The following is a 24,443-nucleotide window of genomic DNA, read 5'->3' as shown; positions in this document are numbered from 1 at the left end:
GGAGGCCCGCCACCGGGTGGGAACTGCCGTTGCCACCGGCCCCGGCTGGGCTAGCGTGGCGGCGTGTTCTCCGTGACCCACCCCGACGGCTATCAGCTCAGCACCGACCCGGAGCGGATCGACCGGGACCGGGTGCACCACTGGCTCTCCACCGACGCCTACTGGGCGCGCGGTCGCAGTCGGGAGACGACGGACCGGTCCTTCGCCGGGTCCATCCCGTACGGCGTCTACCGTCCGGAGGACGGCACGCAGGTCGCCGTCGCGCGGGTGATCACCGACCGGGCCACCTTCGGCTGGCTCTGCGACGTCTACGTCGCGCCCGAGGTGCGTGGGCGCGGGTTGGGCACCTGGCTGGCCGGTGCGGTCCGCGACCACCTCGCCTCCCTCGGCGTACGACGGATCGCGTTGGCGACCCACGACGCCCACGGGGTGTACGCGAAGCTGGGTTTCACCCCGGTGCCGGCGGAGCGGTGGATGGAGTGGGTGACCGGCCGGTGACCCCGCTCACCGGAAAGGAACCGAAGCCGACTGCACCCCTTACGGTGGGGGCGTGACTCCGCTGCGGCTCGGCTATCTCTACGGCGTCGGCGCGTACCTTGTCTGGGGTTTCTTCCCGATCTACCTGAAGCTGCTCCGCCCGGCGGGGCCGGTGGAGATCCTGGCCCACCGGATCATCTGGTCGGTGCTCTTCGTCGCGCTGCTGCTCGCCGCCCTGCGCAACGTCGGCTTCCTGCGGTCACTGGCCCGTCGCCCCCGGACGTTGGCCGGGATCGCCGTCGCGGCGGCGCTGATCGCGGTGAACTGGGGCACCTACATCTACGGGGTGAACTCCGACCGGGTGGTGGAGACCGCGCTCGGTTACTTCATCAACCCGCTGGTGTCGGTGCTGCTCGGCGTGTTCGTGCTGCGGGAGCGGCTGCGCCCGGCGCAGTGGACGGCGCTCGGGGTGGGTGCGGCGGCGGTCGCGGTGCTCACCGTCGACTACGGCCGGCTGCCCTACCTGGCGTTGACCCTGGCGGTCAGCTTCGCCGGGTACGGGCTGGCCAAGAAGCGGCTCGGGTTGCCGGCGGCGGAGGGGTTGTTCGTCGAGTCGGCGGTGCTGGCGCTGCCCGCCCTGGCCTACCTGGGCTGGCTGGCGAGCCGGGGCGACTCGACGTTCGGGCAGGTCTCGGCCGGGCACACCGCGTTGCTGGTGGCGGCCGGGGCGGCGACCGCCGTACCGCTGCTGCTCTTCGCGGGCGCGGCCAACCGGCTGCCGCTGACCGCCCTCGGCATGCTGCAGTACGTGGCACCGATCCTCCAGCTCGGCTGCGGCGTGCTGATCTTCCACGAGCCGATGCCCCCGGCCCGGCTGGCCGGCTTCACCCTGGTCTGGCTGGCCCTGCTGATCTTCACCCTGGACGCGGTGCGGCACGGCCGGCGTACCCGGGCCGTGGCCCGCGCCGCTGCCCGGCTGCCCGTCACCACCCACTGAGCGCCCCGGTCCGCCGGGCGGACGGCCCGGGCACCCCGACGGGGCCAGCACGCACCCGGATCAGCGGACGTCGTAGCTGAGGACCATGGTCCCGTCGGAGCGCAGCAGTTCGAAGCGGACCAGCTCGGCGTCGGTGAACCGGGTCGCGCCGCGCAGGTTCACGTCGTCGCCGGGGGCGGCCAGCCACGAGGCGATCTGCTCCGTCGCGTCGTCCGGGCCGCGCGCCAGCAGCCGGAACGTGTACGCCTTGCCGTAGTCGGCCGTCGCGTCGTACCCGCAGTGCATGGTGACCTCGGTGCCCCACTTGGTGCCCCGCAACCCGATCTCCGCGTGCACCGCCGGGGTCTTGGCGGCAACGGGTGCCATGGCGACCATCCGCACCGCCTGGACGGTCGGCGCGGGCGGGGTGGGCGGGCGCAGGGCGGTCGCCCCGCCGAAGCCCAGCACGAGGGCGAACGCGGCGGCGACGAGCGCGGTCACGGCGTACCGTCGGCGGTTGCCGGTGCGCTCGCGGCGGCGGCGGTCCCGTGCGGTGGCGATCAGGTCGGGCACCCGGCTGATCTCCGGCGGCGGCGGGAGGAACTCCTCAAGCGTGGTCGGGTCGAGCCGGCCCAGCAGGCCCGGCAGCACGGCGACCTCGGCCACCGCCTCCCGGCACGCCGCGCAGCCGGCCAGGTGCCGCTCGTACGCGGCCCGGTCGGCGGGAGCGAGCGCACCCAGCACGTACGCGCCGTCGTCGTGTGCGAACTCGCAGCGGGTCATCCGGTCACCCCCATCTCGGCCAGGGCCAACCGCAGTGAACGCAGCGCGTAGTGGGTGCGGGACTTGACCGTCCCCGCCGGGACCCCCAGCCGGGCCGCCGCCTCGGCCACCGAACGACCCTGGTAGAAGCACTCGACCAGCACCTCCCGGTGGGTGGGGCTGAGTCGGCTCAGCGCCTCGGCGATGGTCCAGGCCTCCACCGCGCGCTCCGCTTCGTCAACCGTCTCCGGTGGCTCGGGCAGGTCGTCGGTGAACACCTCGCCGACCCGGGTCGACCGCCGCCGCCAGGCGTCGATCGCCAGGTTCCGGGCGGTCGTGAAGAGCCAGGCGCGGACCGAGCCGCGTCGCGGGTCCAGCGACTCGGGGTGCCGCCAGGCCCGCAGCAGGGTCTCCTGCACCAGGTCCTCGGCCCGGGTGCGGTCCCCGTTGACCAGCCGCAACGCGTGCGTGTAGAGCGCCTCGGCATGCTCGTCGTGCAGGGCGCGCAGCAGTTGGGCGTCGTGGTCGCTGATGGTGATCCCCTCGCTTCCCGCGCGACGAGTCCGGCGAGTGTGTCCGCCCGTTACTACGGGTCGTGACCCCGATCGGTTCACCGGTCACTGCTGTTCACATCCGGTTCACACCGAGTCCGGTGCCCGCTCATCCCGTCCTGGCAGCGTCCGCCCGGTACGCACGTCGAGCAGGTGAGAACGGCGTGCCACCGACCTGCTTCCAGGAGGCTCCTTCCCATGAGCGACCGTCCCCGGCTGCTCCCGCTGCTCGGTGCCAACCGGCACGGCAGCCGCGATGCGATGACCTGTCTGTACCGCTGCGGCAACGCCTGCGACCACCCGGTGCCCAACACCTCCGACAACACCTACTTCGGCGACCTGGTCGAGGGCGAGGTCTCCCGCCGGGGCGTGGTCCGGGCGGGTGCCGTGGGCGCCCTGGTGCTCGGCTTCGGCGGTGCCGCCGCCGGCGCGCTGGCCGGCGCCGTCCCCGCCGCCGCCGCGCCGGCCACCCCCGTGGTGCCGGAGGTCGGCAACCCGACCGCGCCGCAGCGCGGCGTCGGCAGCGGGGCGCTCACCTTCAAGCCGATCCCGCCGAACCAGCTCGACACCCTGGTCGTCCCCAACGGGTACGACCACAGCGTGGTCATCCGCTGGGGCGACCCGGTACTGCCCGGCGCGCCCCGGTTCGACCTGCGCGGGCAGACCGCCGCCGCCCAGGCCAAGCAGTTCGGCTACAACAACGACTTCGTCGGGGTGCTGCCGCTGGACCGGCGGGGCAGGCGGGCGCTGCTCGTGGTCAACCACGAGTACACCAACGAGGACCTGATGTTCCCGGGCTTCACCGGCCTGGACAACCTCACGGTCGAGCAGTTGCGCACCGCGATGGCCGCGCACGGCATGTCCGTGGTGGAGCTGGAGCGGGTGGACGGCACCGGGCAGTGGCGACCGGTGGGCCAGGGTCGCCGGCCGTACAACAGGCGGGTCACCGCGCTGGCCACGAAGTTCGAGCTGACCGGTCCGGCCGCCGGCTCGGCCTGGCTGCGTACCGCAGCCGACCCGAAGGGCCGTACGGTGGTCGGGACGCTCAACAACTGCGCCGGCGGGGTCACCCCCTGGGGGACGGTGCTCTCCGGCGAGGAGAACTTCAACCAGTACTTCGTCGGCGCGGACGCGGCGCCCGCCGAGCTGAAGCCGAAGTTCGACAGGTACGGCATCACCACCACCGCCCGCTACCCGAGCGGCAGCCGCAAGTGGGAGCGGGCCGACGAGCGGTTCGACCTGGCGAAGCACCCCCACGAGGCGCACCGGTTCGGGTGGATCGTGGAGATCGACCCGTTCGACCCGGAGAGCCGCCCGCGCAAGCACACCGCGCTGGGCCGGTTCAAGCACGAGGGCGCCAACGTGATCGTGGCCCGCGACGGGCGGGTGGTCGCGTACATGGGTGACGACGAGCGCTTCGACTACCTCTACAAGTTCGTCTCGGACAAGAAGTTCATGCCGGGCGACTCCTGGGTGGCCCGCAAGAACAACCTGACCCTGCTGGAGTCGGGCACCCTCTACGTGGCGCAGTTCGCCCAGACCAGCGCCGCCGAGATCGACGGCTCGGGAAAGCTGCCCGCCGACGGCGCGTTCAACGGCTCCGGCCGATGGATCAGGCTGGTCAGCGGCAACCGCTCGTACGTCGACGGGATGACCGCCGCCGACGTGCTCACCTTCACCCGGCTCGCCGGCGACAAGGTCGGCGCGACCAAGATGGACCGGCCGGAGGACGTCGAGCCGAGCCTGCTCACCGGCAAGGTGTACGTGGCGCTGACCAACAACTCCGACCGGGGCAAGGCCGGCAAGCCGGCCGCCGACGAGATCAACCCGCGCAACCTCAACAAGCACGGGCAGATCCTGGAGCTGGTCGAGGACCGGGGCGACAACACCTCGGAGTCCTTCGCCTGGTCGCTGCCGATCGTCGCCGGTGACCCGACCGACCCGTCGACCTACTTCGCCGGGTACGACAAGACCAAGGTCTCCCCGATCTCCTGCCCGGACAACGTCGCCTTCGACGCTACCGGCAACCTCTGGATCTCCACCGACGGCAACGCGCTGGGCAGCAACGACGGCCTCTTCGCCACCGCCGTCGAGGGGCCGGAGCGGGGGCACCTCAAGCAGTTCCTCACCGTGCCGCTGGGTGCGGAGACGTGCGGGCCGTTCATCACCGGCGACAACCGGTCGGTGTTCGTGGCCGTGCAGCACCCGGGCGAGATCACCGGTGCGTCGGTGGAGAAGCCGGCGTCGACCTGGCCGGACGGCGACTACGCCAAGCCGGGCGTGGTGGTCACCTGGCGGCTCGACGGCGGCCCGATCGGCAGCTGACGTACCTCTCCCGGGTCGGTCCACCGCCGGACCGGCCGCGAAGGCCCTCTTCCGCTTCGGTCCGGGAGGGGGCCTTCGCCCGGGTGGGGCGGGTCAGACGTCGGCGGCGATGCCGTCGGCGACGGCACGGGCGGCGGTGAGCAGCTTGGCCCGCACCACCCGGGCCGAGGTCATCATCTCGCTGGCCGGCAACGCGCAGGCAAGCACCACCCGCCGTTCCATGTCCTTGTCCGGGGTGACCAGGACGGCGGCACAGGCCACCCCCTGCCGGAACTGGCCCAGCTCCAGCTGCATCCCCCGGCGGTCACCGGCGGCCAGGTCAGCCTCGAACGCCTCGGGGCTGGTCAGGGTGGCGGTGGTGAACGGCCGCATGCCGTAGTCGCGCAGGTAACGGAAACGCTGCTCGGTGGTGAGGGTGGCCAGCAGCGCCTTACCCAGGGCGGTGGCGTGTGCGCCCTCGTCGAAACCGGGGACCATGTCCTCCAGGTAGGGCGAGCGGATCCCCTCGGCGGTCGCGGTGATCGCCACCTGGCCGCCGACGAACCGGCCCAGGTAGTGACTCCATCCGGTCTCCACGGCGGCCCGCCGGAGCGACTCCCCGACGGCGGCCGGCCCGCGGAACGCGGTGACCAGTTCGCGGTACCGGTCGGCGATCTCCAGGCCGACGATGTAGGTGCCGTCCTCCCGCCGGATCACGTAACCCTCGTAGGCCAGGGTGCGGACCAGGTGGTAGGTGGTGGCGACGGTCAGCTCGCAGCGCCGGGCGATCTGCTTGACGGTCAGACCCTTCGGGGCACGACCGACCGACTCGAGCACGCGTAGCGCGCGGGAGACACTTCGGATCAGGTCCGAAGGTTCCGCCAGGGGGTCACGCACAACCACCTCCGCAGCCGGGGATTACACCATATGAAAAACCAGCCCGAGACGGAACGCCCGATCGGGTGGAGGATGCCAGATCAGGCGGTATACGGCGGGTCACTCGGCGACACGCCGGGAGATGTCCGGAAGTCGACTCGCGTAGGTTGATCCCACGATGACCGACACCGTGCTCAGCCCCTCGCCGAGCCGACCGCCCGTACGCCCCCTGCGGGCCGGTGGCGGAGCGGTCGCCACCACCATCGCCAGCGTCCTGCCGGTCTTCCTGGTCGGCGGGCTCGCCGTGCAGATGGGGGACGACCTGGGCTTCTCCCCCGCCGGGTTGGGGCTGGCCGTGTCGGTCTACTTCGGCGTCAGCGCACTCGCCTCGATGCCGTCCGGCCGGTTGGTGGAACGGGTCGGCCCGGCCGTGGTGGCCCGGGTCGCCATCGGGCTCGCCGCCGGTTGCCTGCTCGCCATCGCCGGGCTGGCCCGGTCGTACCCGGTGCTTGTCGGCCTGCTCGCGCTGAGCGCCACGGCGAACGCACTGGGCCAACTGGCCAGCAACGCCGCGCTGGCCCGGCACGTGCCCGCCCGGCGGCAGGGCCTGTCGTTCGGGGTGAAGCAGGCCGCCGTCCCCGCCTCCACGCTGCTGGCCGGGGCGGCGGTGCCGGTGATCGCCCTCACCGCCGGGTGGCGCTGGGCGTTCGTGGCCGCCGCCGCGGCCGCACTTGCCGCGCTGCCGGCCGTACCGCCGGGGGTGGCCGGACCGGTGCGGCAGCGCGCGGCGGGGCGCGGTGGCGGGGCCACAGCGGCGCTGGTGGTGGTCGGGTTGGCCGCCGCCCTCGCGGCGGGGGCCGCCAACGCGCTGGGCACGTTCGTGGTCGACTCGTCGGTGCACCAGGGGCTGGCCCCCGGCCCGGCCGGGTTGGTGCTCACCCTGGGCGGCGCGGTCTGCGTGGCCGCCCGGATCGGCGTCGGCTGGCTCGCCGACCGGCGCGACACCGGTCACGTGGCGCTGATCGCCGCGATGCTCGTGGTCGGGGCGGTCGGGCTGGGGCTGCTGGCGGGGGCGGGGGCGGTGCCGTTGACCGTCGGGGTGGTGCTCGGCTTCGGGCTGGGCTGGGCCTGGCCGGGGCTGCTGAACTTCGCTGTGGTCCGGCTGCACCCGCAGGCCCCGGCCGCCGCCACCTCGATCACCCAGACCGGGGTGTACGCCGGCGGCTGCGTCGGCCCGCTCGGCCTGGGCGCGCTCGCCGGGGCCAACGGTTACCCGGCGATGTGGCTGGCCGCCGCGGTCGCCATGGTGCTGTCCGCCGTCCTGATGCTCACCGGCAGCCGGCTGCTCACCCGTTCCGCCGCCGCCTGACGCGCCATGCTCGGGGGCCGGCGACGCACCGGTCAGCTGGTGCGGTCGGCGATGTAGTCGCAGAGGGATTCGAGCGCCCGCCGGGCCGGGTTCTGCGGGAGCGGGGCCAGCTGCGCGCGGGCCTCCTCGGCATAGCTCCGGACGGTCTCCCGGGCCCGCTTGAGCGCGGGGGACTCCCGGAGCAGGCCGAGCGCCTCGGCGTGCAGCGCGTCGTCGACGAGCGGGCCGGTGGCCAGGATCTCCCGCAGCCGCACCGACGCCGCGTCGGAGTCGTCACCGGCCAGCGCGTAGAGCACCGGCAGGGTCGGCACCCCCTCCCGCAGGTCGGTGCCGGGTGTCTTGCCCGACTGTGTCGACTCGGAAGCGATGTCGAGCAGGTCGTCGGAGAGCTGGAAGGCCACCCCGATGGTCTCCCCGTAGCCGGCGAGGGCCTCGGTGTGCGCCTCGGACGCCCCGCCGAACATGCCGCCGAAGCGGGCCGAGGTGGCGATCAGCGAACCCGTCTTGTCGGCGATCACCCGCAGGTAGTGGTCGACCGGGTCCTCCGCGCGGGGGCCGACGGTCTCGGCGATCTGACCGTGCACCAGCCGGGCGAAGGTGCGGGCCTGGAGGCGGACCGCCACCGGCCCCAGGTCGGCGGCGATGTCGGCGGCCCGCGCGAAGAGGTAGTCGCCGACCAGGATGGCCACCGAGTTGGTCCAGCGGGAGTTGGCGCTCGGGGCGCCCCGCCGCACGGCCGCCTCGTCCATCACGTCGTCGTGGTAGAGGGTGGCCAGGTGGGTGAGCTCCATCACCACCGCGGCCGGCACCACCTGCGGGCCCGCCGGGTCACCGAACTGCGCTCCCAGGGCCACCAGCAGCGGGCGGAAGCGCTTGCCGCCCGCTTCGACCAGGTGCCGGGCCGCCTCGGTGACGAGCGGATCGGCGCTGGACACGCTGGCCCGCAGCTCCACCTCGACGTCGTCGAGCAGGCCCAGCACGGACGCCTCGACCCGCGGATCGGCCAGGTGCACGCCGAGCGCGCCGATCTGACCCGTACCCGCCCGGCCCCGACGACCGCCGGAGCCGACGCCGCCTGACCGTTCCCCCGCCGAAATCACCACACCATCAACCATGCCACACCCGTTCGACCTGCTCCTGCCGGGGGATACGGCCGTGGGGCCGGCACGCCCCCGGCGCGCCGGCCCCACGGCCTGGAGAGAAGATCACCTGACGAATGTCGCAGCGTCCGTCGCCAGGTCGAGCAGGGGCGCCGGCAGCACGCCGAGGATCAGCGTGGCCGCCACCCCGATCATCAGCGCGGTGGCGGTCAGCCCACCCGGCACCGCGATGGTCGGGGTGGTCTCACCTGGCTCGGAGAGCCACATCATCACCACCACCCGCAGGTACGGGAAGGCAAGCACCATGCTGGTCAGCACGCCCGCCACCACAAGCCAGGCGTGCCCGCTCTCCAGCGCCGGGCCGAAGACCGCGAACTTGCTCATGAAGCCGCTGGTCAACGGGATGCCGGCGAAGGCCAGCAGGATGAAGGTGAACACCCCGGCGTAGAACGGCGAGCGGCGGCCCAGCCCGGCCCACCGGGACAGGTGGGTGGCCTCCCCGTCGGCGTCCCGGACCAGGGTCACCACGGCGAACGCGGCGAGCACCGAGAAGCCGTACGCGGCCAGGTAGAACATCGTGCCGGAGACGCCCGCACCGGTCGGGGCGAGCACCCCGACCAGCAGGTATCCGGCGTTGGCGATCGACGAGTACGCCAGCAGGCGCTTGATGTCGGTCTGGGTGACCGCCAGCACCGCGCCGACCAGCATGGTGAGCACCGCCACCACCCCGAGGACCGGGGTGAAGTCCCAGGCGGCCCGGTCGAACGCCACGTGGAAGACCCGCAGCAGGGCGCCGAACGCGGCGACCTTCGTGCAGGCCGCCATGAAGCCGGTGACCGGCGTCGGCGCGCCCTGGTAGACGTCCGGGGTCCAGACGTGGAACGGGGCGGCGGCGGCCTTGAACAGCAGGCCGATGGCGATCAGCGCCATTCCGGCGTAGAGCAGCACGTCGCTGGCCGGGGACTCGCTCACCGCGGCGTGCACGGTGGCGAAGTCGACCCCGGCCGAGCGGCCCGGGATGCCGGCGGTGAAGCCGTACACCAGGGCCACCCCGAACAGGAAGAACGCCGAGGCGTACGCGCCGAGCAGGAAGTACTTCATCGCCGCTTCCTGGCTGAGCAGCCGCCGGCGACGGGCCAGCGCGCAGAGCAGGTAGAGCGGCAGGGAGAAGACCTCCAGCGCGATGAACATGGTCAGCAGGTCGTTCGCCGCCACGAAGATCAGCATGCCGCCGATCGCGAAGCTGGTCAGCGGGTAGACCTCGGTCGCCCCGTTGCGTCCCTCGGCCTGCTGCCTGTCGTCGGCCGACTCGGCGGTCACCGCGGCCTGGGCGACGAACGCCCCGCCGCGCTCCACCGAGCGCTCGCCGATCAGCAGCAGCGCCATCGCGGCGAGCACCAGGATGGTGCCCTGGAGGAACAGGGTGGGACCGTCCACAGCCAACGCCCCGCCCGCCGTGACCAGCCGCACGTCGGCGTTGAGCACCACCAGCACGAGTGCGGCGAGCACCGCCAGCAGGGACAGCGTCAGCTGCACGAGGTGCCGGCGGCGGCGCGGCACGAACGCCTCCACCAGGACGCCCAGCAGGGCCACCCCGAGCATGATCAGGATCGGGGCGATCGCCGGGTAGTCGATCGACGGCAACTTGAGCTCGGTCATCGCAGATGCCGCCTTTCGCTCGCGACTGCGGGGCTCACTCGCAGCGCTCGTCCACTCCTCGCGCTCACTGTGCAGCCTCCTGGACGCTGCCGACCTCAGGGGCGGGATCGGTCTTGCCGACGTCCTGCATGGTCGCCTGGACGGCGGGGTTGATCACATCGGTGACCGGCTTGGGATAGAAGCCGAGCAGCACGATCAGGGCGATCAGCGGGGCGACCACCGCCTTCTCGCGCAGGGTGAGGTCCCGGTGCATCGCCTTGACCTCGGTCAGCTCCGGGTTGAGCGTCCCCTGGGTGGTGCGCTGCACCATCCACAGCACGTACGCCGCCGCCAGGATGATGCCCAGGGTGGCGATCACCGCGACCGGCTTGTTCACCGTGAAGGTGCCGATCAGCACCAGGAACTCGGAGACGAACGGCGCGGTGCCGGGCAGCGCCAGCGACGCCAGACCGGCGAAGAAGAGCACCCCGGCCAGCAGCGGCACCAGTTTGCCCGCCCCGCCGAAGTCGGAGATCAGCGACGAGCCCCGGCGGGCGATGAGCATCCCGACCACCAGGAAGAGCAGGCCGGTGGCGAGCCCGTGGTTGAGCATGTAGAGCACCGCGCCGGTGCCCGCCTGGGTGGTGAAGGCGAAGATGCCGACCCCGATGAACCCGAAGTGCGCGATCGAGGTGTACGACACCAGCCGCTTCAGGTCGGACTGACCGACGGCGAGCAGCGCGGCGTAGAGGATGCCGATCAGGCCCAACGCCAGCGCCCACGGGGCGAACCACTTCGACGCCTCCGGGAACAGCGGCAGGCAGTAGCGCAGGATGCCGAAGGTGCCGACCTTGTCCAGCACCCCGACCAGCAGCGCGGCGGCGCCCGCCGGGGCGGCCCGACCGGCGTCCGGCAGCCAGGTGTGGAACGGGAAGAACGGCGCCTTGATCGCGAAGGCGAGGAAGAAGCCGAGGAACAGCCAACGCTCGGTGCCGGTGGAGATGTCCACCTGGGTCAGCGTCTGCCAGTCGAAGGTCTTCCCGCCGACCACCCACAGGCCGATCACCGCGGCCAGCATGAACAGGCCGCCGACCAGGGAGTAGAGGAAGAACTTCACCGCCGCGTACTGCCGCTGGTGGCCGCCGTAGCTGCCGATCAGGAAGTACATCGGCACCAGCATGACCTCGAAGAACACGTAGAACAGGAAGACGTCGGCGGCGGCGAAGACGCCGATCATCGTGGATTCGAGGACGAGCAGCAGGGCGAAGTAGGCAGGCACCGAGCGCTTCGACGCGTCGGCGTCGTGCCAGGACGCCAGGATCACCAGCGGCACCAGCACCGCGATCAGCATCAGCATGACCAGCGCGATGCCGTCGACGGCGAAGGTGAAGTTGACGTCCCAGGTGGGGATCCACGGGTACGACTCACGGAACTGGAGCCGGTCGCCGTCGGCCTGGAACGAAACCCACATCACCACCGAGAGCGCCAGCACCAGCAGCGACCAGCCGAACGCCACCTGCTTGGCCAGGTCGGGCCGGCGACGCGGCAGGAAGGCCACGACCAGGGCGCCGACCAGCGGCGCCACGGTCAGCACCGAGAGGAACGGGAAGTTGGACATTATGCGGCCTTACCTCCGTCGTGGATGCGGGGTCCGCCGGCGGGGGCGGTCGCATTGAGGTCGATCACGCCAGCCACCCCGCCTGCACTGCCAGGAACGCCGCCACCACGAGCAGCGCGCCGGTCAGGATCGAGGTCGCATACGACCGGACGAAGCCGGTCTGCCACCGCCGGAGCCGGCCCGAACCGCCCCCGATCCCGGCGGCCAGGCCGTTGACCAGCCCGTCGACGCCCCGGTTGTCCAGGAAGACAAGCGCCCGGGTGAGGAAGATGCCCGGCTTCTCGAAGACCACCTCGTTGAAGGCGTCCGTGTAGAGGTTGCGCCGGGCCGCGGTGACGACCACCCCGGCCGGCTGCGGCGCGAGGGCAGTGCCGTTGCGGAACAGCGCCCAGGCCAGCCCGGCACCGAGCACCGTCACCACAAGCGACAGCGTGGTGAGCAGCCAGTGCGGCAGCACCGCGGCGTGCTCCGTGTGCTCGCCGCCCAGCCCGGCGGTGGCGGTCAGCCAGTCCGGTACGGAGGTGGCGAGCAGGAACCCGGCGCCGACCGAGCCGACCGCCAGCAGGATCAGCGGGATGGTCATCAGCTTCGGCGACTCGTGCGGGTGCGCGATGTCCTCGGTCCACCGCTTCGGGCCGTGGAAGGTCAGCACGAACAGCCGGGTCATGTAGAACGCGGTCAACCCCGCGCCGAGCAGCGCCGCCCCGCCGAACAGCCAGGCCGTCCAGCCCTCCCGCTCGAACGCGGCCACGATGATCGGCTCCTTGGAGAAGAAGCCGGAGAACGGGAACATGCCGATGATGGCGAGCCAGCCCATCATGAAGGTGATCCAGGTGATCTTCATGTACTTCGACAGCCCGCCGAAACGGCGGATGTCCACCTGGTCGTTCATGCCGTGCATGACCGAGCCGGCACCGAGGAACATGTTGGCCTTGAAGAAGCCGTGCGCCAGCAGGTGCACGATGGCCAGCGCGTACGCCGCGCCGCCGAGGCCGACACCGAGGAACATGTAACCGATCTGGCTGACGGTCGACCAGGCCAGCACCCGCTTGATGTCGTCCTTGGCCGCGCCGATGATGCAGCCCATCAGCAGGGTCAGCGCGCCGACGCTCACCACCACGAGCTGGAGGGTCTCGTTGGCCGAGAAGATCGGGTTGGACCGGGCGATCAGGTAGACGCCCGCGGTGACCATGGTGGCCGCGTGGATCAGCGCCGACACCGGCGTCGGGCCCTCCATCGCGTCCGGCAACCACGCCTGGAGCGGGAACTGACCGGACTTGCCGGCCGCCCCGAGCAGCAGCAGCAGGCCCAGCACCAGCACCGTGCCGCTGGCCAGCCCGCCGACGCCGGTGAAGACCTCGTCGTACTGGGTGGTGCCGAGGGTGGCGAACAGGATGAAGATGCCGATCGCCAGGCCGGCGTCGCCGACCCGGTTCATCAGGAACGCCTTCTTGCCGGCGGTGGCCGCGCTCGGCCGCCCGTACCAGAAGGAGATCAGCAGGTACGACGCCAGACCGACGCCCTCCCAGCCGAAGTAGAGCATCACGTAGTTGTTGCCGAGCACCAGCAGCAGCATCGCGGCGACGAAGAGGTTGAAGTACGCGAAGAACCGTCGCCGGCCCTCGTCGTGCGCCATGTACTCCACCGCGTAGAGGTGGATCAGGAAGCCCACCCCGGTGATCAGCAGGACGAAGACCGCGGCCAGCGGGTCGAAGAGCAGACCGAAGTCCACCCGCAGGTTGCCGACCGTGATGAAGTCCCAGAGGCTCAGCTCGACGGACTTGTTCTCCAGCCCGCGCAGCTGGAAGAACGAGGTGAGCCCCAGCACGAACGCGGCACCGATCGCGGCCACGCCCAGCCAGTGCCCCCAGCGGTCGGCCCGCCGGCCGAGCAGCAGCAGGATCGCCGCGCTGACCAACGGGATCGCCACCAGCAGCCAGACGCTGCTCAGCAGGCCGTCCGCCGCCGCGTAGGTGACGGCACCCGCCGGCTCTGCCTGGGCGTACGTCAGAATCTCATCCACCGCAGGGCCCCTTTAGTACTTCAGCAGGTTGGCGTCGTCGACGCTCGCGGAGCGTCGGGTCCGGAAGATCGACATGATGATCGCGAGCCCGACCACGACCTCGGCCGCCGCCACCACCATCACGAAGAACGCCATGATCTGTCCGTTGAGGTCACCGTTGATCCGGCTGAAGGTGACCAGCGTCAGGTTGGCCGCGTTGAGCATCAGCTCGACGCACATGAACAGCACGATCGCGTTGCGCCGTACCAGCACCCCGACCGCGCCGATGGTGAACAGCACCGCCGCCAGGATCAGGTAGTAGTCAGGGCTCACCGGACCGGCCTTTCGTTCGCGACTGCGGGGCTCCGCTTCGCTGCACTCCTCGCGCTCACCGAAACCACTCCGTTCGCGACTGCGGGGCTCCGCTTCGCTGCACTCCTCGCGCTCACCGAAACCACTCCGTTCGCGACTGCGGGGCTCCGCTTCGCTGCACTCCTCGCGCTCACCGTTCCGTCCCCTTCAGGGTGGTTTCCTCGGCGGTCAGCTCGCGCTGGGGCAGGATCGCCGGGGTGCTGCGGTCGGTCAGCCGGCCGTCGGGCAGCCGGGCCGGGGTGGCCACCGAGGAGGAGGTGGCGAAGACACCCGGGCCGGGCTTCGGGCCCGGGTAGTTGCCGGGGCGGAACCGGGCCTTCATGGTGGCGACCTGGTCCATCTTGTCTTCCTTGCGCCGCTCGACGTGGGCCAGCACCATCGCGCCGATCGCCGCCGTGATCAGCAGCGCGGAGGTCAGCTCGAAGGCGAGGACGTACTTGGTGAAGAGCAGCCGGGCGATGCCCTGCACGTTGCCCTCCGCGTTGGCCTGCTCCAGACCGACCGCGGCGACCCCGTTCAGGGCCCGGTAGAGGCCGGTGCCGACCAGCCCGGCGAAGCCGAGCCCGAGCACCACCGCGGCGATCCGCTGACCGCGCAGCGTCTCGATCAGCGAGTCGGAGGCGTCCCGACCGACAAGCATCAGTACGAACAGGAACAGCATCATGATCGCGCCGGTGTAGACGATGATCTGCACCATGCCGATGAACGGCCCGGCCTGCAGGACGTAGAACACGCCGAGGCAGAGCATGGTGAGCACCAGGAAGAGCGCCGAGTGCACGGCGTTGCGCGCCCAGACCATGCCGATCGCGCCGATCAGCGCCAACGGGGCGAGGATCCAGAAGGTGACCTCCTCACCCCCGGTCACCTGGCCCGCCGCGGCGAGCACCGTGGACGTGTTCATGCTCCGGCTCCCTTGCCCGCTGCCGTGCCATCGGCCGCACCGGCCCGCTGGGCCGCCTGCTCGGCACCCGGAAAGGTCACCCCGGGGTGCTCCTCGACCCGGTAGCCGCCGGGCCCCATCGGGGACTGCTCGGCCCCGGCCGAGGTGCCCGGGTTGGTCAGCGCGCCGACGTAGTAGTCCTTCTCGCTGTCACCGAGCCGCATCGGGTGCGGCGGCTGCTCCATGCCTTCGAGCAGCGGAGCGAGCAACTGCTCCTTGGTGAAGATCAGGTCCTGCCGGTTGTCCCGGGCCAGCTCGTACTCGTTGCTCATGGTCAGCGAACGGGTCGGGCAGGCCTCGATGCAGAGCCCGCAGAAGATGCACCGGGCGTAGTTGATCTGGTAGACGCTGGCGTACCGCTCGCCCGGCGAGAAGCGCTGCTCGTCGGTGTTGTCGCCGCCCTCGACGAAGATCGCATCCGCCGGGCAGGCCCAGGCGCACAGCTCGCAGCCGATGCACTTCTCCAGGCCGTCCGGGTGCCGGTTGAGGATGTGCCGCCCGTGGTAGCGCGGCGCCGAGACCGGCGGCTTGAACGGGTAGTCGGTGGTGACGACCTTCCTGAACATGTGCGAGAAGGTGACTCCGAAGCCCTTGAACGTTCCGGTGATCGCGCCCACGTCACACCTCCTTGGAGTCGGAGCCGGTGGCGATGTTGGCCGGCTCCCGCTCGGCGACCACGCGCTTGGTGCGCGGGCTCGGCGGTACCTGTAGATCCAGCGGGGGCAGCGGGAAGCTGCCGTACGGCCGGCTGTCGGCCTGTTCCTGCGGGGTCGGCTTCGGGGTCGGCTTGCGGCTCGGCCAGAGCAGCGTCGCCAGCAGCAGCACGCCCGCGCCGACGGCGGTGGCGAGCAGCCGGTCCCGCGACTGCCAGTCCTCGATGGAGCGCAGCCCGGCCAGGACCAGGATCCAGACCAGGTTGATCGGGAGCAGCACCTTCCAGCCGAAGCGCATGAACTGGTCGTAGCGCAGCCGGGGCAGGGTGCCCCGGAGCCAGACGAAGACGAAGACCAGCAGCAGCACCTTGCCGAAGAACCAGAGCATCGGCCACCAACCGGTGTTGGCGTCCGCCCACAGCGTGATCGGCCAGGGGGCCCGCCAGCCACCTAGGAACAGCGTCGTGGTGACCGCGGACATGGTCACCATGGCGACGTACTCGGAGAGCATGAAGAGCGCGAACTTCAGCGAGCTGTACTCGGTCATGAAGCCGGCGACCAGCTCCGACTCCGCCTCGGGCAGGTCGAACGGCGCCCGGTTGGTCTCCCCGACGGTGGCGATGAAGAAGATGATGAAGCTGGGCAGCAGCAGGATCGCGTACCAGCCCGGGGCGGGGATCTCGACGCCGGCGATGGTGAGCCGGGTGGCGTCCCCCTGGGCGGCGACGATCCCGCTGGTGGACATGGTGCCGGCGGTCATGAACACCGCGACGATGCTCAGCCCCATGGCGACCTCATAGGAGATCATCTGGGCGCTGGAGCGCAGCCCGCCGAGCAGCGGGTAGGTCGAGCCGGAGGCCCAGCCGCCGAGCACGATGCCGTAGACGGCCAGCGACGAGCAGGCCAGCAGCACCAGCACCGCCACCGGCACGTCGGTGACCTGCAACGGCGTCTGGTGGCCGAAGATGCTCACCATCGGGCCGAACGGGATCACCGACAGCGCGGTGACCGCACAGACCACCGAGATGACCGGCGCGAAGAAGTAGACCACCTTGTCGGCGGACTTCGGGAGGATGTCCTCCTTGAAGGCCATCTTGAGGCCGTCGGCGAGGGTCTGCAGCAGGCCGAACGGGCCGACCTGGTTGGGGCCGGGCCGGACCTGCATGTAGCCGACGACCCGGCGCTCGAACCAGACGCCGAGCAGGGTGGCGAGCAGACCGAAGACGAAGGCGAAGACGATCTTGATGAGGACCAGCCACCACGGGTCCCGACCGAAGTCGGCAAGCGTCGGGTCCTGCGCCAGGAGGAGGGTGTTCACTGTGCACCTCCGGAGATCCGGACCACCGTGCCGGACGCGGTGCCGAGGCTGCGCCGGACGGTCGAACCGGGCGAGTTGGTCGGCAGCCAGACCACGCCGTCGGGCATCTCGGTGATGGCCGCCGGCAGGGTGACCGCACCCCGGTCGGTGCCGACCGTGACCGGGTCACCGTCGGCCACGCCGAGCGTCTCGGCGGTGCCCTTGCCCAGCCGGACCACCGGCGGACGGCCGGTGCCGGCGAGGTGCTCGTCGCCGTCGGTGAGGCTGCCCAGGTCGATCAGCTGGTGCCAGGTGGCGAGCACCGCCTCGCCCGCACCCGGCTGGGGCACGGACCCCGGGGCGACCGAGGGGGTGACCGGCCGGTCGGCCCGGGTCGGCGGCAGCGCGCCCAACTCCCGGCGGACGCTCGTCACGTCGCCGGTGCCGAGCCGCACGTCGAGCTGCGCGGCGATCGCGTCCAGCACCCGGCCGTCGGTCATCGCGGCGGTGTGCAGCACCGCCTCGAAGGTGCGCAGCCGGCCCTCCCAGTCCAGGAAGCTGCCGGCCTTCTCCACCACCGGGGCGACCGGGAGCACCACGTCCGCCCGACGGGCCACCGCCGAGTTACGCAGCTCCAGGCTGACCAGGAAGGGCACCGCGTCGAGGGCCTGCTCGGCCAGCCTCGGGTCGGCCAGGTCGGCCGGGTCCACCCCGGCCACCACCAGGGCGCCGAGCTGGCCGCCCGCGGCGGCGGCCAGGATCTGGTCGGTGTCCCGACCGGCCTGGCTGGGGATCACCCCGGCCGGGATGTCCCACGCCTCGCCCAACTCGGCGCGGGCCGACGGCTCGGTCACCGGACGCCCGCCGGGCAGCAGGTTGGGCAGGCAGCCCGCGTCGACCGCACCCCGGTCGCCCGCGCGACGCGGCACCCAGGCCAGCTTCGCACCGGTACGCCGGGCGACGTCCGCGGCGGCGGAGAGGCCACCGGGCACGCCGGCCAGCCGCTCGCCGACGAACAGGATCGCGCCCTCGGCGCTCAGCGCCTCGGCCACCGTGTCGTGCTCGGCGAGCACGCTCGCCTCCTCGCCCGGCACCACCCGGGCCAGCTTGGCCCCGAGCTTCTCCAGGCCACGGGTGGCGAACGGGGCGATCGCGTACACCGTCAGCTTCTTCTTCAGGTACGCCTTGCGCAGCCGCAGGAAGAGGATCGGGCACTCCTCCTCCGGCTCCAGGCCGACAAGCACCACCGTGGACGCCTTCTCCACGTCGGCGTAGGTCACGTCGGTGACCCCGGCGACGGTGCTGGCCAGGAAGTCGGCCTCCTCGCGGGAGACCGGCCGGGCCCGGAAGTCGATGTCGTTGGTGTTCAGGGCGACCCGGGCGAACTTCGCGTACGCGTAGGCGTCCTCGACGGTCAGCCGGCCACCGGTCAGCACCGCCGTGCCGCGACCCTCGTCGCGGGCGGCCCGCAGCCCGTCGGCGGCCCGGGTCAGCGCCTCGCTCCAGGACGCCTCGCGCAGCTCACCGGACTCCTCGTCGCGGACCAGCGGGGTGCTCAACCGGTCGAAGGCGCGGGTGTACTGGAAGCCCCACCGCCCCTTGTCGCAGTTCCACTCCTCGTTGACCTGCGGGTCGTCGCCGGCGAGCCGACGCAGCACCTTGCCCCGCCGCCAGTCGGTGCGCTGGGCGCAGCCGGCCGAGCAGTGCTCGCAGACGCTCGGGCTGGAGACCAGGTCGAACGGGCGGGCCCGGAACCGGTACTGCGCCCCGGTGAGCGCGCCGACCGGGCAGATCTGCACGGTGTTGCCGGAGAAGTACGAGTTGAACGGGACGTCGCCCTCGTCGCCCTCCGCGCCGTACGCGTCGTCCCGGTAGATGTTGATCTCTTCGGCGGACGACCGGCCCATCAGGTCGATGAACTTGTCGCCGGCGATCTCTTCGGAGAACCTGGTGCAGCGCTGGCAGAGCACGCAGCGCTCCCGGTCCAGCAGCACCTGGGTGCTGATCTCCATCGGCTTGACGTACTCCCGCTTGTGCTCGTGGAAGCGGGAGTCGGTGCGGCCGGTGGACATCGCCTGGTTCTGGAGCGGGCACTCACCACCCTTGTCGCACATCGGGCAGTCCAGCGGGTGGTTGAGCAGCAGCAGCTCCATCACCCCCTCCTGCGCCTTCTTGGCGACCGGGGAGCTGAGCTGGGTGCGGACCACCATGCCCTCGGCGACGGTCTGGGTGCACGAGGCGACCGGCTTGCGCTGCCCCTCCACCTCGACCAGGCACTGCCGGCAGGCGCCGGCCGGGGCCAGCAGCGGGTGGTCGCAGAACCGCGGGATCTCGGTGCCCAACTGCTCGGCGACCCGGATCAGCAGCGCCCCCTTGGGGGCGGTGACCTCGACGCCGTCGATGGTGAGCGTCACGGTCTCGGTCTGCTTGGCTACGTCGGTCATCAGAGTCGCCTTTCATTCGCGACTGCGGGACTCGCAAGCTCGTTCCTCGCGCTCATCAGTGAGCTCCAACCAGCTGCTTGTCGGAGAGCTTCGGCGCGGTACGCCCCTCGATGTAGTCGAGGTAGTCCTGCTTGAAGTACTGCAACGACGAGGTCACCGAGCTGGTCGCACCGTCGCCCAGACCGCAGAACGAGCGGCCGAGGATGTTGTCGCAGGTGTCGAGCAGGGTGTCCAGGTCCTCGTGGGTGCCCTGACCGGCCAGGATGCGCCGGTAGACCCGCACCATCCAGTAGTTGCCCTCGCGGCACGGGGTGCACTTGCCGCACGACTCGTGGTGGTAGAACTCCAGCCACCGGTAGGTCGCGTAGACCGGGCAGTCCTGGTCGGAGAAGATCTGGGTGGCCGTGGTGCCCAGGATCGAGCCGGCCGCCGCCACCCCCTCGAAGTCCAGCGGCACGTCCAGGTGTTCGGCGGTGAGCAGCGGGGTGGACGATCCCCCGGGCGTCCAGAACCTGAGCTGGTGACCGGGCTGCATGCCGCCGGCCAGCTCGATCAGCTCGCGCAGGGTGACACCCAGCCCGCACTCGAACTGGCCCGGGTTGACGATCCGACCGGAGAGCGAGTAGATCATCGGCCCGGACGACTTCTCCGTGCCCATGGTCTTCCACCAGTCCGCGCCGCCCAGCACGATGTACGGCACGCTGGCGATGGTGCCGACGTTGTTGACCACCGTCGGGCTGGCGTACAGGCCGTGGGTGGCCGGGAACGGCGGGCGGAGCCGGGGCTGACCCCGGAACCCCTCCAGCGAGTCCAGCAGCGCCGTCTCCTCGCCGCAGATGTACGCCCCGGCACCCGAGTGCACCACCAGCTCCAGGTCGAACCCGGTGCCGAGGATGTTGCGCCCGAGGTAACCCTTGGCCTGTGCCTCGGCCACCGCGTTGCGCAGCCGGCGGGCGGCGTGCACCGCCTCGCCGCGGATGTAGATGTAGGCCCGGTTGGCCCGGATCGCGTACGAGGCGATGATGACGCCCTCGACCAGCGCGTGCGGGTCGTGGGTCATCAGCGGCAGGTCCTTGCAGGTGCCCGGCTCGCCCTCGTCGGCGTTGACCACCAGGTAATGCGGCTTGCCGTCGCCCTGTGGGATGAAACCCCACTTCAGGCCGGTGGGGAAGCCCGCGCCACCCCGCCCGCGCAGCCCGGAGTCCTTGATCAGCTGGATCAGGTCGTCCGGGTGGGCCTTGAGGGCCTTGCGCAGCGCGGCGTAGCCGTCGAGCTTCTCGTAGGTGCCGATCCGCCAGGCGTCCGGCGAGATCCAGCGCCGGGTGAGCACGGGAGTCAGCTTGGCCAGGGTCTCCGGCCGGGGAGTGGTCACTTCTGGGCCCCCGTCTCGCTCGCGACGGCGGAGCCCGCGCCGGCAGCGCCCGTTTCCGCCTCGGCTTCCTTGAGGTTGCGCTGCTGCGCGCCGGCCTCGTCGCCGGCGGGCTTGCCGTCACCGGCGGGAGCGTTCGCGGCCACCCCGGCCGCCTGCGCCGCCTGCGCGTCACGGGGTGCCGGCGGTGCGCCGTCGGTCGGGACCTTGACGCCGGGGGCGGTCGGGGCCTTGGCGGCTTCGGCCTTCGCCTTCGCCTCGGCAGCGGCCCGGTCGGCCTCGGCCTTGCTGCGGATCGGGGTCTTCGGGTCGTAACCCGGCGCCGAGATGCCGTGCTGCTCGGCCAGCCGCAGGCCGCGCAGGGTGGCCTCGCCCGGCCCGCCGTCGGCGACCGCGCCGTCACGCTCGTCGGCGAACCCGGCGAGCTGCACCGCCATCTCCTTGAGCGTGCAGAGCCGGGCACCCCGGGTCGGCATCGGCCGGCCCCCGGCGCGCAGCTCGTCCACCACGCCGACCGCGCCCTGCGGGTCGACGCCGTCGAAGAAGTCGTAGTTGACCGTCATCACCGGGCCGTAGTCGCAGGCCGCCAGGCACTCGGCGTGCTCCAGGGTGATCTTCCCGTCGGCGGTCGTCTCGTCGTGCCCGACGCCCAGGTGCTCGACCAGGGTGTCGTAGACCTCCTGGCCGCCGAGCACGTTGCACATCGTGTTGGTGCAGACGCTGACCAGGTAGTCACCTGTGGGCCGGCGCTTGTACATGGTGTAGAAGGTGGCCACCGCGCCGACCTGGGCCTTGTTCAGCCCCAGCACCTCGGCGCAGAACGTCACCCCGGCCGGGGAGACGTAGCCCTCCTCGGCCTGCACCAGGTGCAGCAGCGGCAGCAGCGCCGAGCGGGACCGGTCGGCCGGGTACCGGGCGATGATCTCCCGAGCCCGGGTCCGGGTCTCTTCAGTAAACGTCGTCATCGGTCACAACCACCCATCACGGGGTCCAGCGAGGCGCCACCGGCGATCACGTCGGCGATCAGGCCGCCCTCGGCCATCGCCGGGAGGGCCTGGAGGTTGACGAAACTCGGCTCCCGGTAGTGCACCCGGTAGGGCCGGGTGCCACCGTCGGAGACCGCGTGCACGCCCAGCTCGCCCCGGGGCGACTCGATGCCGACGTACACCTGGCCCGGCGGGACCCGGAAGCCCTCGGTGACCAGCTTGAAGTGGTGGATCAGCGACTCCATCGACTGACCCATGATCTTGGCGACGTGCTCCAGCGAGTTGCCCATGCCGTCCACGCCGATGGCCAGCTGCGCCGGCCAGGCGATCTTGCGGTCGGCGACCATCACCGGGCCCGGCTGCAGCCGGTCCAGCGCCTGCTCGACCAGCTTGAGCGACTCCCGGATCTCGGCCAGCCGGACCAGGTAGCGGCCCCAGACGTCGCCGTCCGGGTGGGTCGGCACGTCGAACTCGTAGCTCTCGTAGCCGCAGTACGGCATGGTCTTGCGCAGGTCCCAGCCGAGGCCGGCGGAGCGCAGCACCGGACCGGTCACGCCGAGCGCGAGACAGGCGGTCGTGTCGAGCACCGCGACGCCCTGGGTGCGCTCGGTCCAGATCGGCTGGCCGGAGAGGAGGTCCTCGTACTCCTTGAGCTTCTTCGGCATCATCTTGAGGAAGTCGCGGATCTTGACGATCGCCGCGTCCGGCACGTCCTGGGCCACCCCGCCCGGCCGGACGTAGGCGTGGTTCATCCGCAGGCCGGTGATGGTCTCGAAGATGTCGAGGATGTACTCCCGCTCGCGGAAGCCGTACAGCATGATCGAGATCGCGCCCAGCTCCATGCCGGTGGTAGCCAGCCACACCAGGTGCGAGGAGATCCGGTTCAGCTCCATCATCAGGACCCGGATCGTGGTGGCCCGCTCGGTGATGTCGTCGGTGATGCCGAGCAGCTTCTCCACCGCGAGGCTGTACGCCGTCTCGTTGAAGATCGGGGCGAGGTAGTCCATCCGGGTCACGAAGGTCGAGCCCTGCACCCAGTTGCGGTACTCGAGGTTCTTCTCGATGCCGGTGTGCAGGTAGCCGACGACCGAACGGGCCTCGCGGACCGTCTCGCCCTCCAGCTCCAGGATCAGCCGCAGCACGCCGTGCGTGGACGGGTGCTGCGGACCCATGTTCACGACGATCCGCTCGTCGTTGATCGGGTCGGTGCCGGAGACGACCTGGTCCCAGTCCCCACCGGTGACGGTGAAGACCCGACCCTCGGTGGTCTCCCGCTCGGTCGCGTAGTTGGACGTGGTCACTGGTACGACCTCCTGCGGTCCGGCGGCGGGATCTCGGCGCCCTTGTACTCCACCGGGACGCCGCCGAGCGGGTAGTCCTTGCGCTGCGGGTGGCCCTCCCAGTCGTCCGGCATCAGGATCCGGGTCAGGTTGGGGTGGCCGTCGAAGACGACACCGAACATGTCGTACGCCTCGCGCTCCTGCCAGTCGGCAGTCGGGTAGACGGCGGTCACGCTGGGCAGGTGCGGGCTCTCGACGGAGACGGCCGCCTCCAGCCGGACCCGACGCCGGTAGGTCATCGAGGTGAGCAGGTAGACGACGTGCAGCCGGCGCTCGTCGGCACCGAGGTAGTCCACCCCGGACACCGAGGAGCACAGCTCGAAGCGCAGCGCCAGATCGTCCCGCATCACCTGGCAGACCTCGGCGATCCGCTCCGGGCGCACGTGCAGGGTCAGCTCGCCCCGGTCGACGACGACCTTCTCGATCGCGTCGCCGAAGTGCGGGTACGCCTCCTCCAGCGCGTCGCGTACCTCGTCGAAGTAGCCCCCGTAGGGCCGGGGGGCCTCCTCGATCGGGGTGCGCTGGCGGACCAGGCCGCCGTAGCCGGAGACGTCGCCGGTGCCCTGCATGCCGAACATGCCGCGCCCGGCGGGGCTGGACGGCGGCAGTTCGGCGGGAGCGCCGCTTGTCGCACCGGCCGGGGTGACCGGCACCGGCACCCCGCCATCGTTGGTGCGGTGGTCGGTCACTTCGGGCCCCCCTGCGATTGGAGGTGGTTCTGGGCGTTCATCCAGTTCTCGATCCGCAGCTGCTCCTCGCGCCCCTCGCGGACCGCCTTCGTCCACTCGGCGCGACGGGCCTTGTCGTTGCGGTACGACGACGGCATCGAGCCGTACGGCACCACGGGCACGTCACCGCGCTCCAGGCGGGCCGCCTGCATCTTGCGGCCGTTCGGGCCCAGCGGCTCGTACATGATCTTCTCGCGGAGCTTGAGGATCGCGTCGATGAGCATCTCGGGGCGGGGCGGGCAGCCCGGCAGGTACATGTCGACCGGGACCACGTGGTCGACGCCCTGGACGATGGCGTAGTTGTTGAACATGCCGCCGCTGCTGGCGCAGACACCCATGGAGAGCACCCAGCGGGGCTCGGCCATCTGGTCGTAGATCTGGCGCAGCACGGGGGCCATCTTCTGACTCACCCGGCCGGCCACGATCATCAGGTCGGCCTGGCGCGGCGAGGCCCGGAAGACCTCCATGCCCCAGCGGCCCATGTCGTAGTGCGGGCCACCGGCCGCCATCATCTCGATGGCGCAGCAGGCCAGGCCGAAGGTGGCGCCCCAGACGGACGACTTCCGCGACCAGTTGACCAGCTTCTCCACGGAGGTGAGCAGGACGCCGGCGGGGAGTTTCTCCTCGATGCCCATCTGACG

General features: G+C 71.3%; 20 protein-coding genes and 1 pseudogene. 4 read left to right on the top strand and 17 right to left on the bottom strand.

The genetic code is table 11. The annotated features are described in order from the left end of the window. The first annotated feature begins 63 nt into the window (after nucleotides 1-63). Nucleotides 64-554, top strand: a pseudogene (locus AC0AIB_RS10290) (GNAT family N-acetyltransferase). Further along, nucleotides 551-1,474 (top strand): EamA family transporter RarD, encoded by a 924-nt coding sequence (gene rarD / locus AC0AIB_RS10285; RefSeq protein ID WP_328340846.1) that lies wholly within the window; start codon nucleotides 551-553, stop codon nucleotides 1,472-1,474. Before AC0AIB_RS10290 ends, rarD begins: the two are co-directional and overlap by 4 nt. Before the next feature lie 60 nt (nucleotides 1,475-1,534). Here the strand turns inward: rarD and AC0AIB_RS10280 are convergent, their stop codons facing one another. Beyond that, nucleotides 1,535-2,236 carry an anti-sigma factor family protein gene (locus AC0AIB_RS10280; protein WP_328340848.1) on the bottom strand — a complete coding sequence of 234 codons (702 nt, stop codon included), beginning with the start codon at nucleotides 2,234-2,236 and terminating at the stop codon, nucleotides 1,535-1,537. Then, complete coding sequence (locus AC0AIB_RS10275) at nucleotides 2,233-2,727, bottom strand: sigma-70 family RNA polymerase sigma factor (RefSeq protein WP_328348956.1); 495 nt, start codon at nucleotides 2,725-2,727, stop codon at nucleotides 2,233-2,235. Before AC0AIB_RS10275 ends, AC0AIB_RS10280 begins: the two co-directional genes overlap by 4 nt. A gap of 237 nt (nucleotides 2,728-2,964) precedes the next feature. On the opposite strand from AC0AIB_RS10275, the gene AC0AIB_RS10270 reads away from it, so the two are divergent. Then, complete coding sequence (locus AC0AIB_RS10270; protein WP_328340849.1) at nucleotides 2,965-5,091, top strand: PhoX family protein; 2,127 nt, start codon at nucleotides 2,965-2,967, stop codon at nucleotides 5,089-5,091. 93 nt (nucleotides 5,092-5,184) lie between these two features. Here the strand turns inward: AC0AIB_RS10270 and AC0AIB_RS10265 are convergent, their stop codons facing one another. Then, nucleotides 5,185-5,967 carry an IclR family transcriptional regulator gene (locus AC0AIB_RS10265; RefSeq protein ID WP_328340851.1) on the bottom strand — a complete coding sequence of 261 codons (783 nt, stop codon included), beginning with the start codon at nucleotides 5,965-5,967 and terminating at the stop codon, nucleotides 5,185-5,187. 157 nt (nucleotides 5,968-6,124) lie between these two features. Between AC0AIB_RS10265 and AC0AIB_RS10260 the strand changes: the two genes are divergently transcribed. Next, a complete protein-coding gene (locus tag AC0AIB_RS10260; protein ID WP_328340853.1) occupies nucleotides 6,125-7,315 on the top strand; it encodes an MFS transporter in 1,191 nt (396 codons plus the stop codon). Between the two features lie 32 nt (nucleotides 7,316-7,347). Here the strand turns inward: AC0AIB_RS10260 and AC0AIB_RS10255 are convergent, their stop codons facing one another. From AC0AIB_RS10255 to AC0AIB_RS10190, 14 genes are all read right to left on the bottom strand, one after another. Further along, a complete protein-coding gene (locus tag AC0AIB_RS10255; protein ID WP_328340855.1) occupies nucleotides 7,348-8,430 on the bottom strand; it encodes a polyprenyl synthetase family protein in 1,083 nt (360 codons plus the stop codon). A gap of 90 nt (nucleotides 8,431-8,520) precedes the next feature. Beyond that, complete coding sequence (gene nuoN / locus AC0AIB_RS10250; protein ID WP_465096485.1) at nucleotides 8,521-10,074, bottom strand: NADH-quinone oxidoreductase subunit NuoN; 1,554 nt, start codon at nucleotides 10,072-10,074, stop codon at nucleotides 8,521-8,523. A gap of 64 nt (nucleotides 10,075-10,138) precedes the next feature. Next, on the bottom strand, nucleotides 10,139-11,671 hold the full coding sequence (locus tag AC0AIB_RS10245) for an NADH-quinone oxidoreductase subunit M (RefSeq protein WP_204925776.1): 1,533 nt from the start codon (nucleotides 11,669-11,671) through the stop codon (nucleotides 10,139-10,141). Between the two features lie 64 nt (nucleotides 11,672-11,735). Then, entirely contained in the window at nucleotides 11,736-13,694 is a 1,959-nt protein-coding gene (gene nuoL, locus AC0AIB_RS10240) for an NADH-quinone oxidoreductase subunit L (RefSeq protein ID WP_328340860.1), read from the bottom strand. A gap of 12 nt (nucleotides 13,695-13,706) precedes the next feature. Beyond that, nucleotides 13,707-14,006 carry an NADH-quinone oxidoreductase subunit NuoK gene (gene nuoK, locus AC0AIB_RS10235; RefSeq protein WP_091244416.1) on the bottom strand — a complete coding sequence of 100 codons (300 nt, stop codon included), beginning with the start codon at nucleotides 14,004-14,006 and terminating at the stop codon, nucleotides 13,707-13,709. A 169-nt stretch (nucleotides 14,007-14,175) separates the two neighbouring features. Then, nucleotides 14,176-14,946, bottom strand: coding sequence for an NADH-quinone oxidoreductase subunit J (locus tag AC0AIB_RS10230; RefSeq protein WP_328340862.1), 771 nt, complete (start codon nucleotides 14,944-14,946; stop codon nucleotides 14,176-14,178). After that, a complete protein-coding gene (nuoI, locus tag AC0AIB_RS10225; protein ID WP_328340864.1) occupies nucleotides 14,943-15,602 on the bottom strand; it encodes an NADH-quinone oxidoreductase subunit NuoI in 660 nt (219 codons plus the stop codon). Before nuoI ends, AC0AIB_RS10230 begins: the two co-directional genes overlap by 4 nt. A gap of 1 nt (nucleotide 15,603) precedes the next feature. Further along, nucleotides 15,604-16,956: an NADH-quinone oxidoreductase subunit NuoH gene (gene nuoH / locus AC0AIB_RS10220; protein ID WP_328340866.1), complete on the bottom strand. Its 1,353-nt coding sequence runs from the start codon at nucleotides 16,954-16,956 to the stop codon at nucleotides 15,604-15,606. Next, on the bottom strand, nucleotides 16,953-19,379 hold the full coding sequence (locus AC0AIB_RS10215) for an NADH-quinone oxidoreductase subunit G (RefSeq protein WP_328340868.1): 2,427 nt from the start codon (nucleotides 19,377-19,379) through the stop codon (nucleotides 16,953-16,955). The genes nuoH and AC0AIB_RS10215 overlap by 4 nt, the downstream gene beginning before the upstream one ends. A gap of 55 nt (nucleotides 19,380-19,434) precedes the next feature. Then, on the bottom strand, nucleotides 19,435-20,751 hold the full coding sequence (nuoF, locus tag AC0AIB_RS10210) for an NADH-quinone oxidoreductase subunit NuoF (RefSeq protein ID WP_328340869.1): 1,317 nt from the start codon (nucleotides 20,749-20,751) through the stop codon (nucleotides 19,435-19,437). After that, nucleotides 20,748-21,713, bottom strand: coding sequence for an NADH-quinone oxidoreductase subunit NuoE (nuoE, locus tag AC0AIB_RS10205; RefSeq protein WP_328340871.1), 966 nt, complete (start codon nucleotides 21,711-21,713; stop codon nucleotides 20,748-20,750). The genes nuoF and nuoE overlap by 4 nt, the downstream gene beginning before the upstream one ends. Further along, nucleotides 21,710-23,035 (bottom strand): NADH-quinone oxidoreductase subunit D, encoded by a 1,326-nt coding sequence (locus AC0AIB_RS10200; protein WP_328340872.1) that lies wholly within the window; start codon nucleotides 23,033-23,035, stop codon nucleotides 21,710-21,712. Before AC0AIB_RS10200 ends, nuoE begins: the two co-directional genes overlap by 4 nt. Next, nucleotides 23,032-23,763: an NADH-quinone oxidoreductase subunit C gene (locus tag AC0AIB_RS10195; RefSeq protein WP_328340874.1), complete on the bottom strand. Its 732-nt coding sequence runs from the start codon at nucleotides 23,761-23,763 to the stop codon at nucleotides 23,032-23,034. The genes AC0AIB_RS10200 and AC0AIB_RS10195 overlap by 4 nt, the downstream gene beginning before the upstream one ends. Continuing rightward, nucleotides 23,760-24,437, bottom strand: coding sequence for a NuoB/complex I 20 kDa subunit family protein (locus AC0AIB_RS10190; RefSeq protein WP_302740008.1), 678 nt, complete (start codon nucleotides 24,435-24,437; stop codon nucleotides 23,760-23,762). The genes AC0AIB_RS10195 and AC0AIB_RS10190 overlap by 4 nt, the downstream gene beginning before the upstream one ends. Nucleotides 24,438-24,443: the final 6 nt, after the last annotated feature.

This window comes from Micromonospora sp. DSM 43699, assembly GCF_055517075.1.
The sequence above is the reverse complement of the archived record's forward strand: the minus strand, read 5'-3'. Positions and strand labels throughout refer to the sequence as shown.

Coding starts and splice junctions, on each gene's coding strand:
- AC0AIB_RS10215 (WP_328340868.1), bottom strand. CDS start 19,379: ATGACCGACGTAGCCAAGCAGACCGAGACCGTGACGCTCACCATCGAC.
- AC0AIB_RS10230 (WP_328340862.1), bottom strand. CDS start 14,946: ATGAACACGTCCACGGTGCTCGCCGCGGCGGGCCAGGTGACCGGGGGT.
- nuoN (WP_465096485.1), bottom strand. CDS start 10,074: ATGACCGAGCTCAAGTTGCCGTCGATCGACTACCCGGCGATCGCCCCG.
- AC0AIB_RS10260 (WP_328340853.1), top strand. CDS start 6,125: ATGACCGACACCGTGCTCAGCCCCTCGCCGAGCCGACCGCCCGTACGC.
- nuoE (WP_328340871.1), bottom strand. CDS start 21,713: ATGACGACGTTTACTGAAGAGACCCGGACCCGGGCTCGGGAGATCATC.
- AC0AIB_RS10255 (WP_328340855.1), bottom strand. CDS start 8,430: ATGGTTGATGGTGTGGTGATTTCGGCGGGGGAACGGTCAGGCGGCGTC.
- AC0AIB_RS10245 (WP_204925776.1), bottom strand. CDS start 11,671: ATGTCCAACTTCCCGTTCCTCTCGGTGCTGACCGTGGCGCCGCTGGTC.
- AC0AIB_RS10190 (WP_302740008.1), bottom strand. CDS start 24,437: ATGGGCATCGAGGAGAAACTCCCCGCCGGCGTCCTGCTCACCTCCGTG.
- AC0AIB_RS10280 (WP_328340848.1), bottom strand. CDS start 2,236: ATGACCCGCTGCGAGTTCGCACACGACGACGGCGCGTACGTGCTGGGT.
- AC0AIB_RS10270 (WP_328340849.1), top strand. CDS start 2,965: ATGAGCGACCGTCCCCGGCTGCTCCCGCTGCTCGGTGCCAACCGGCAC.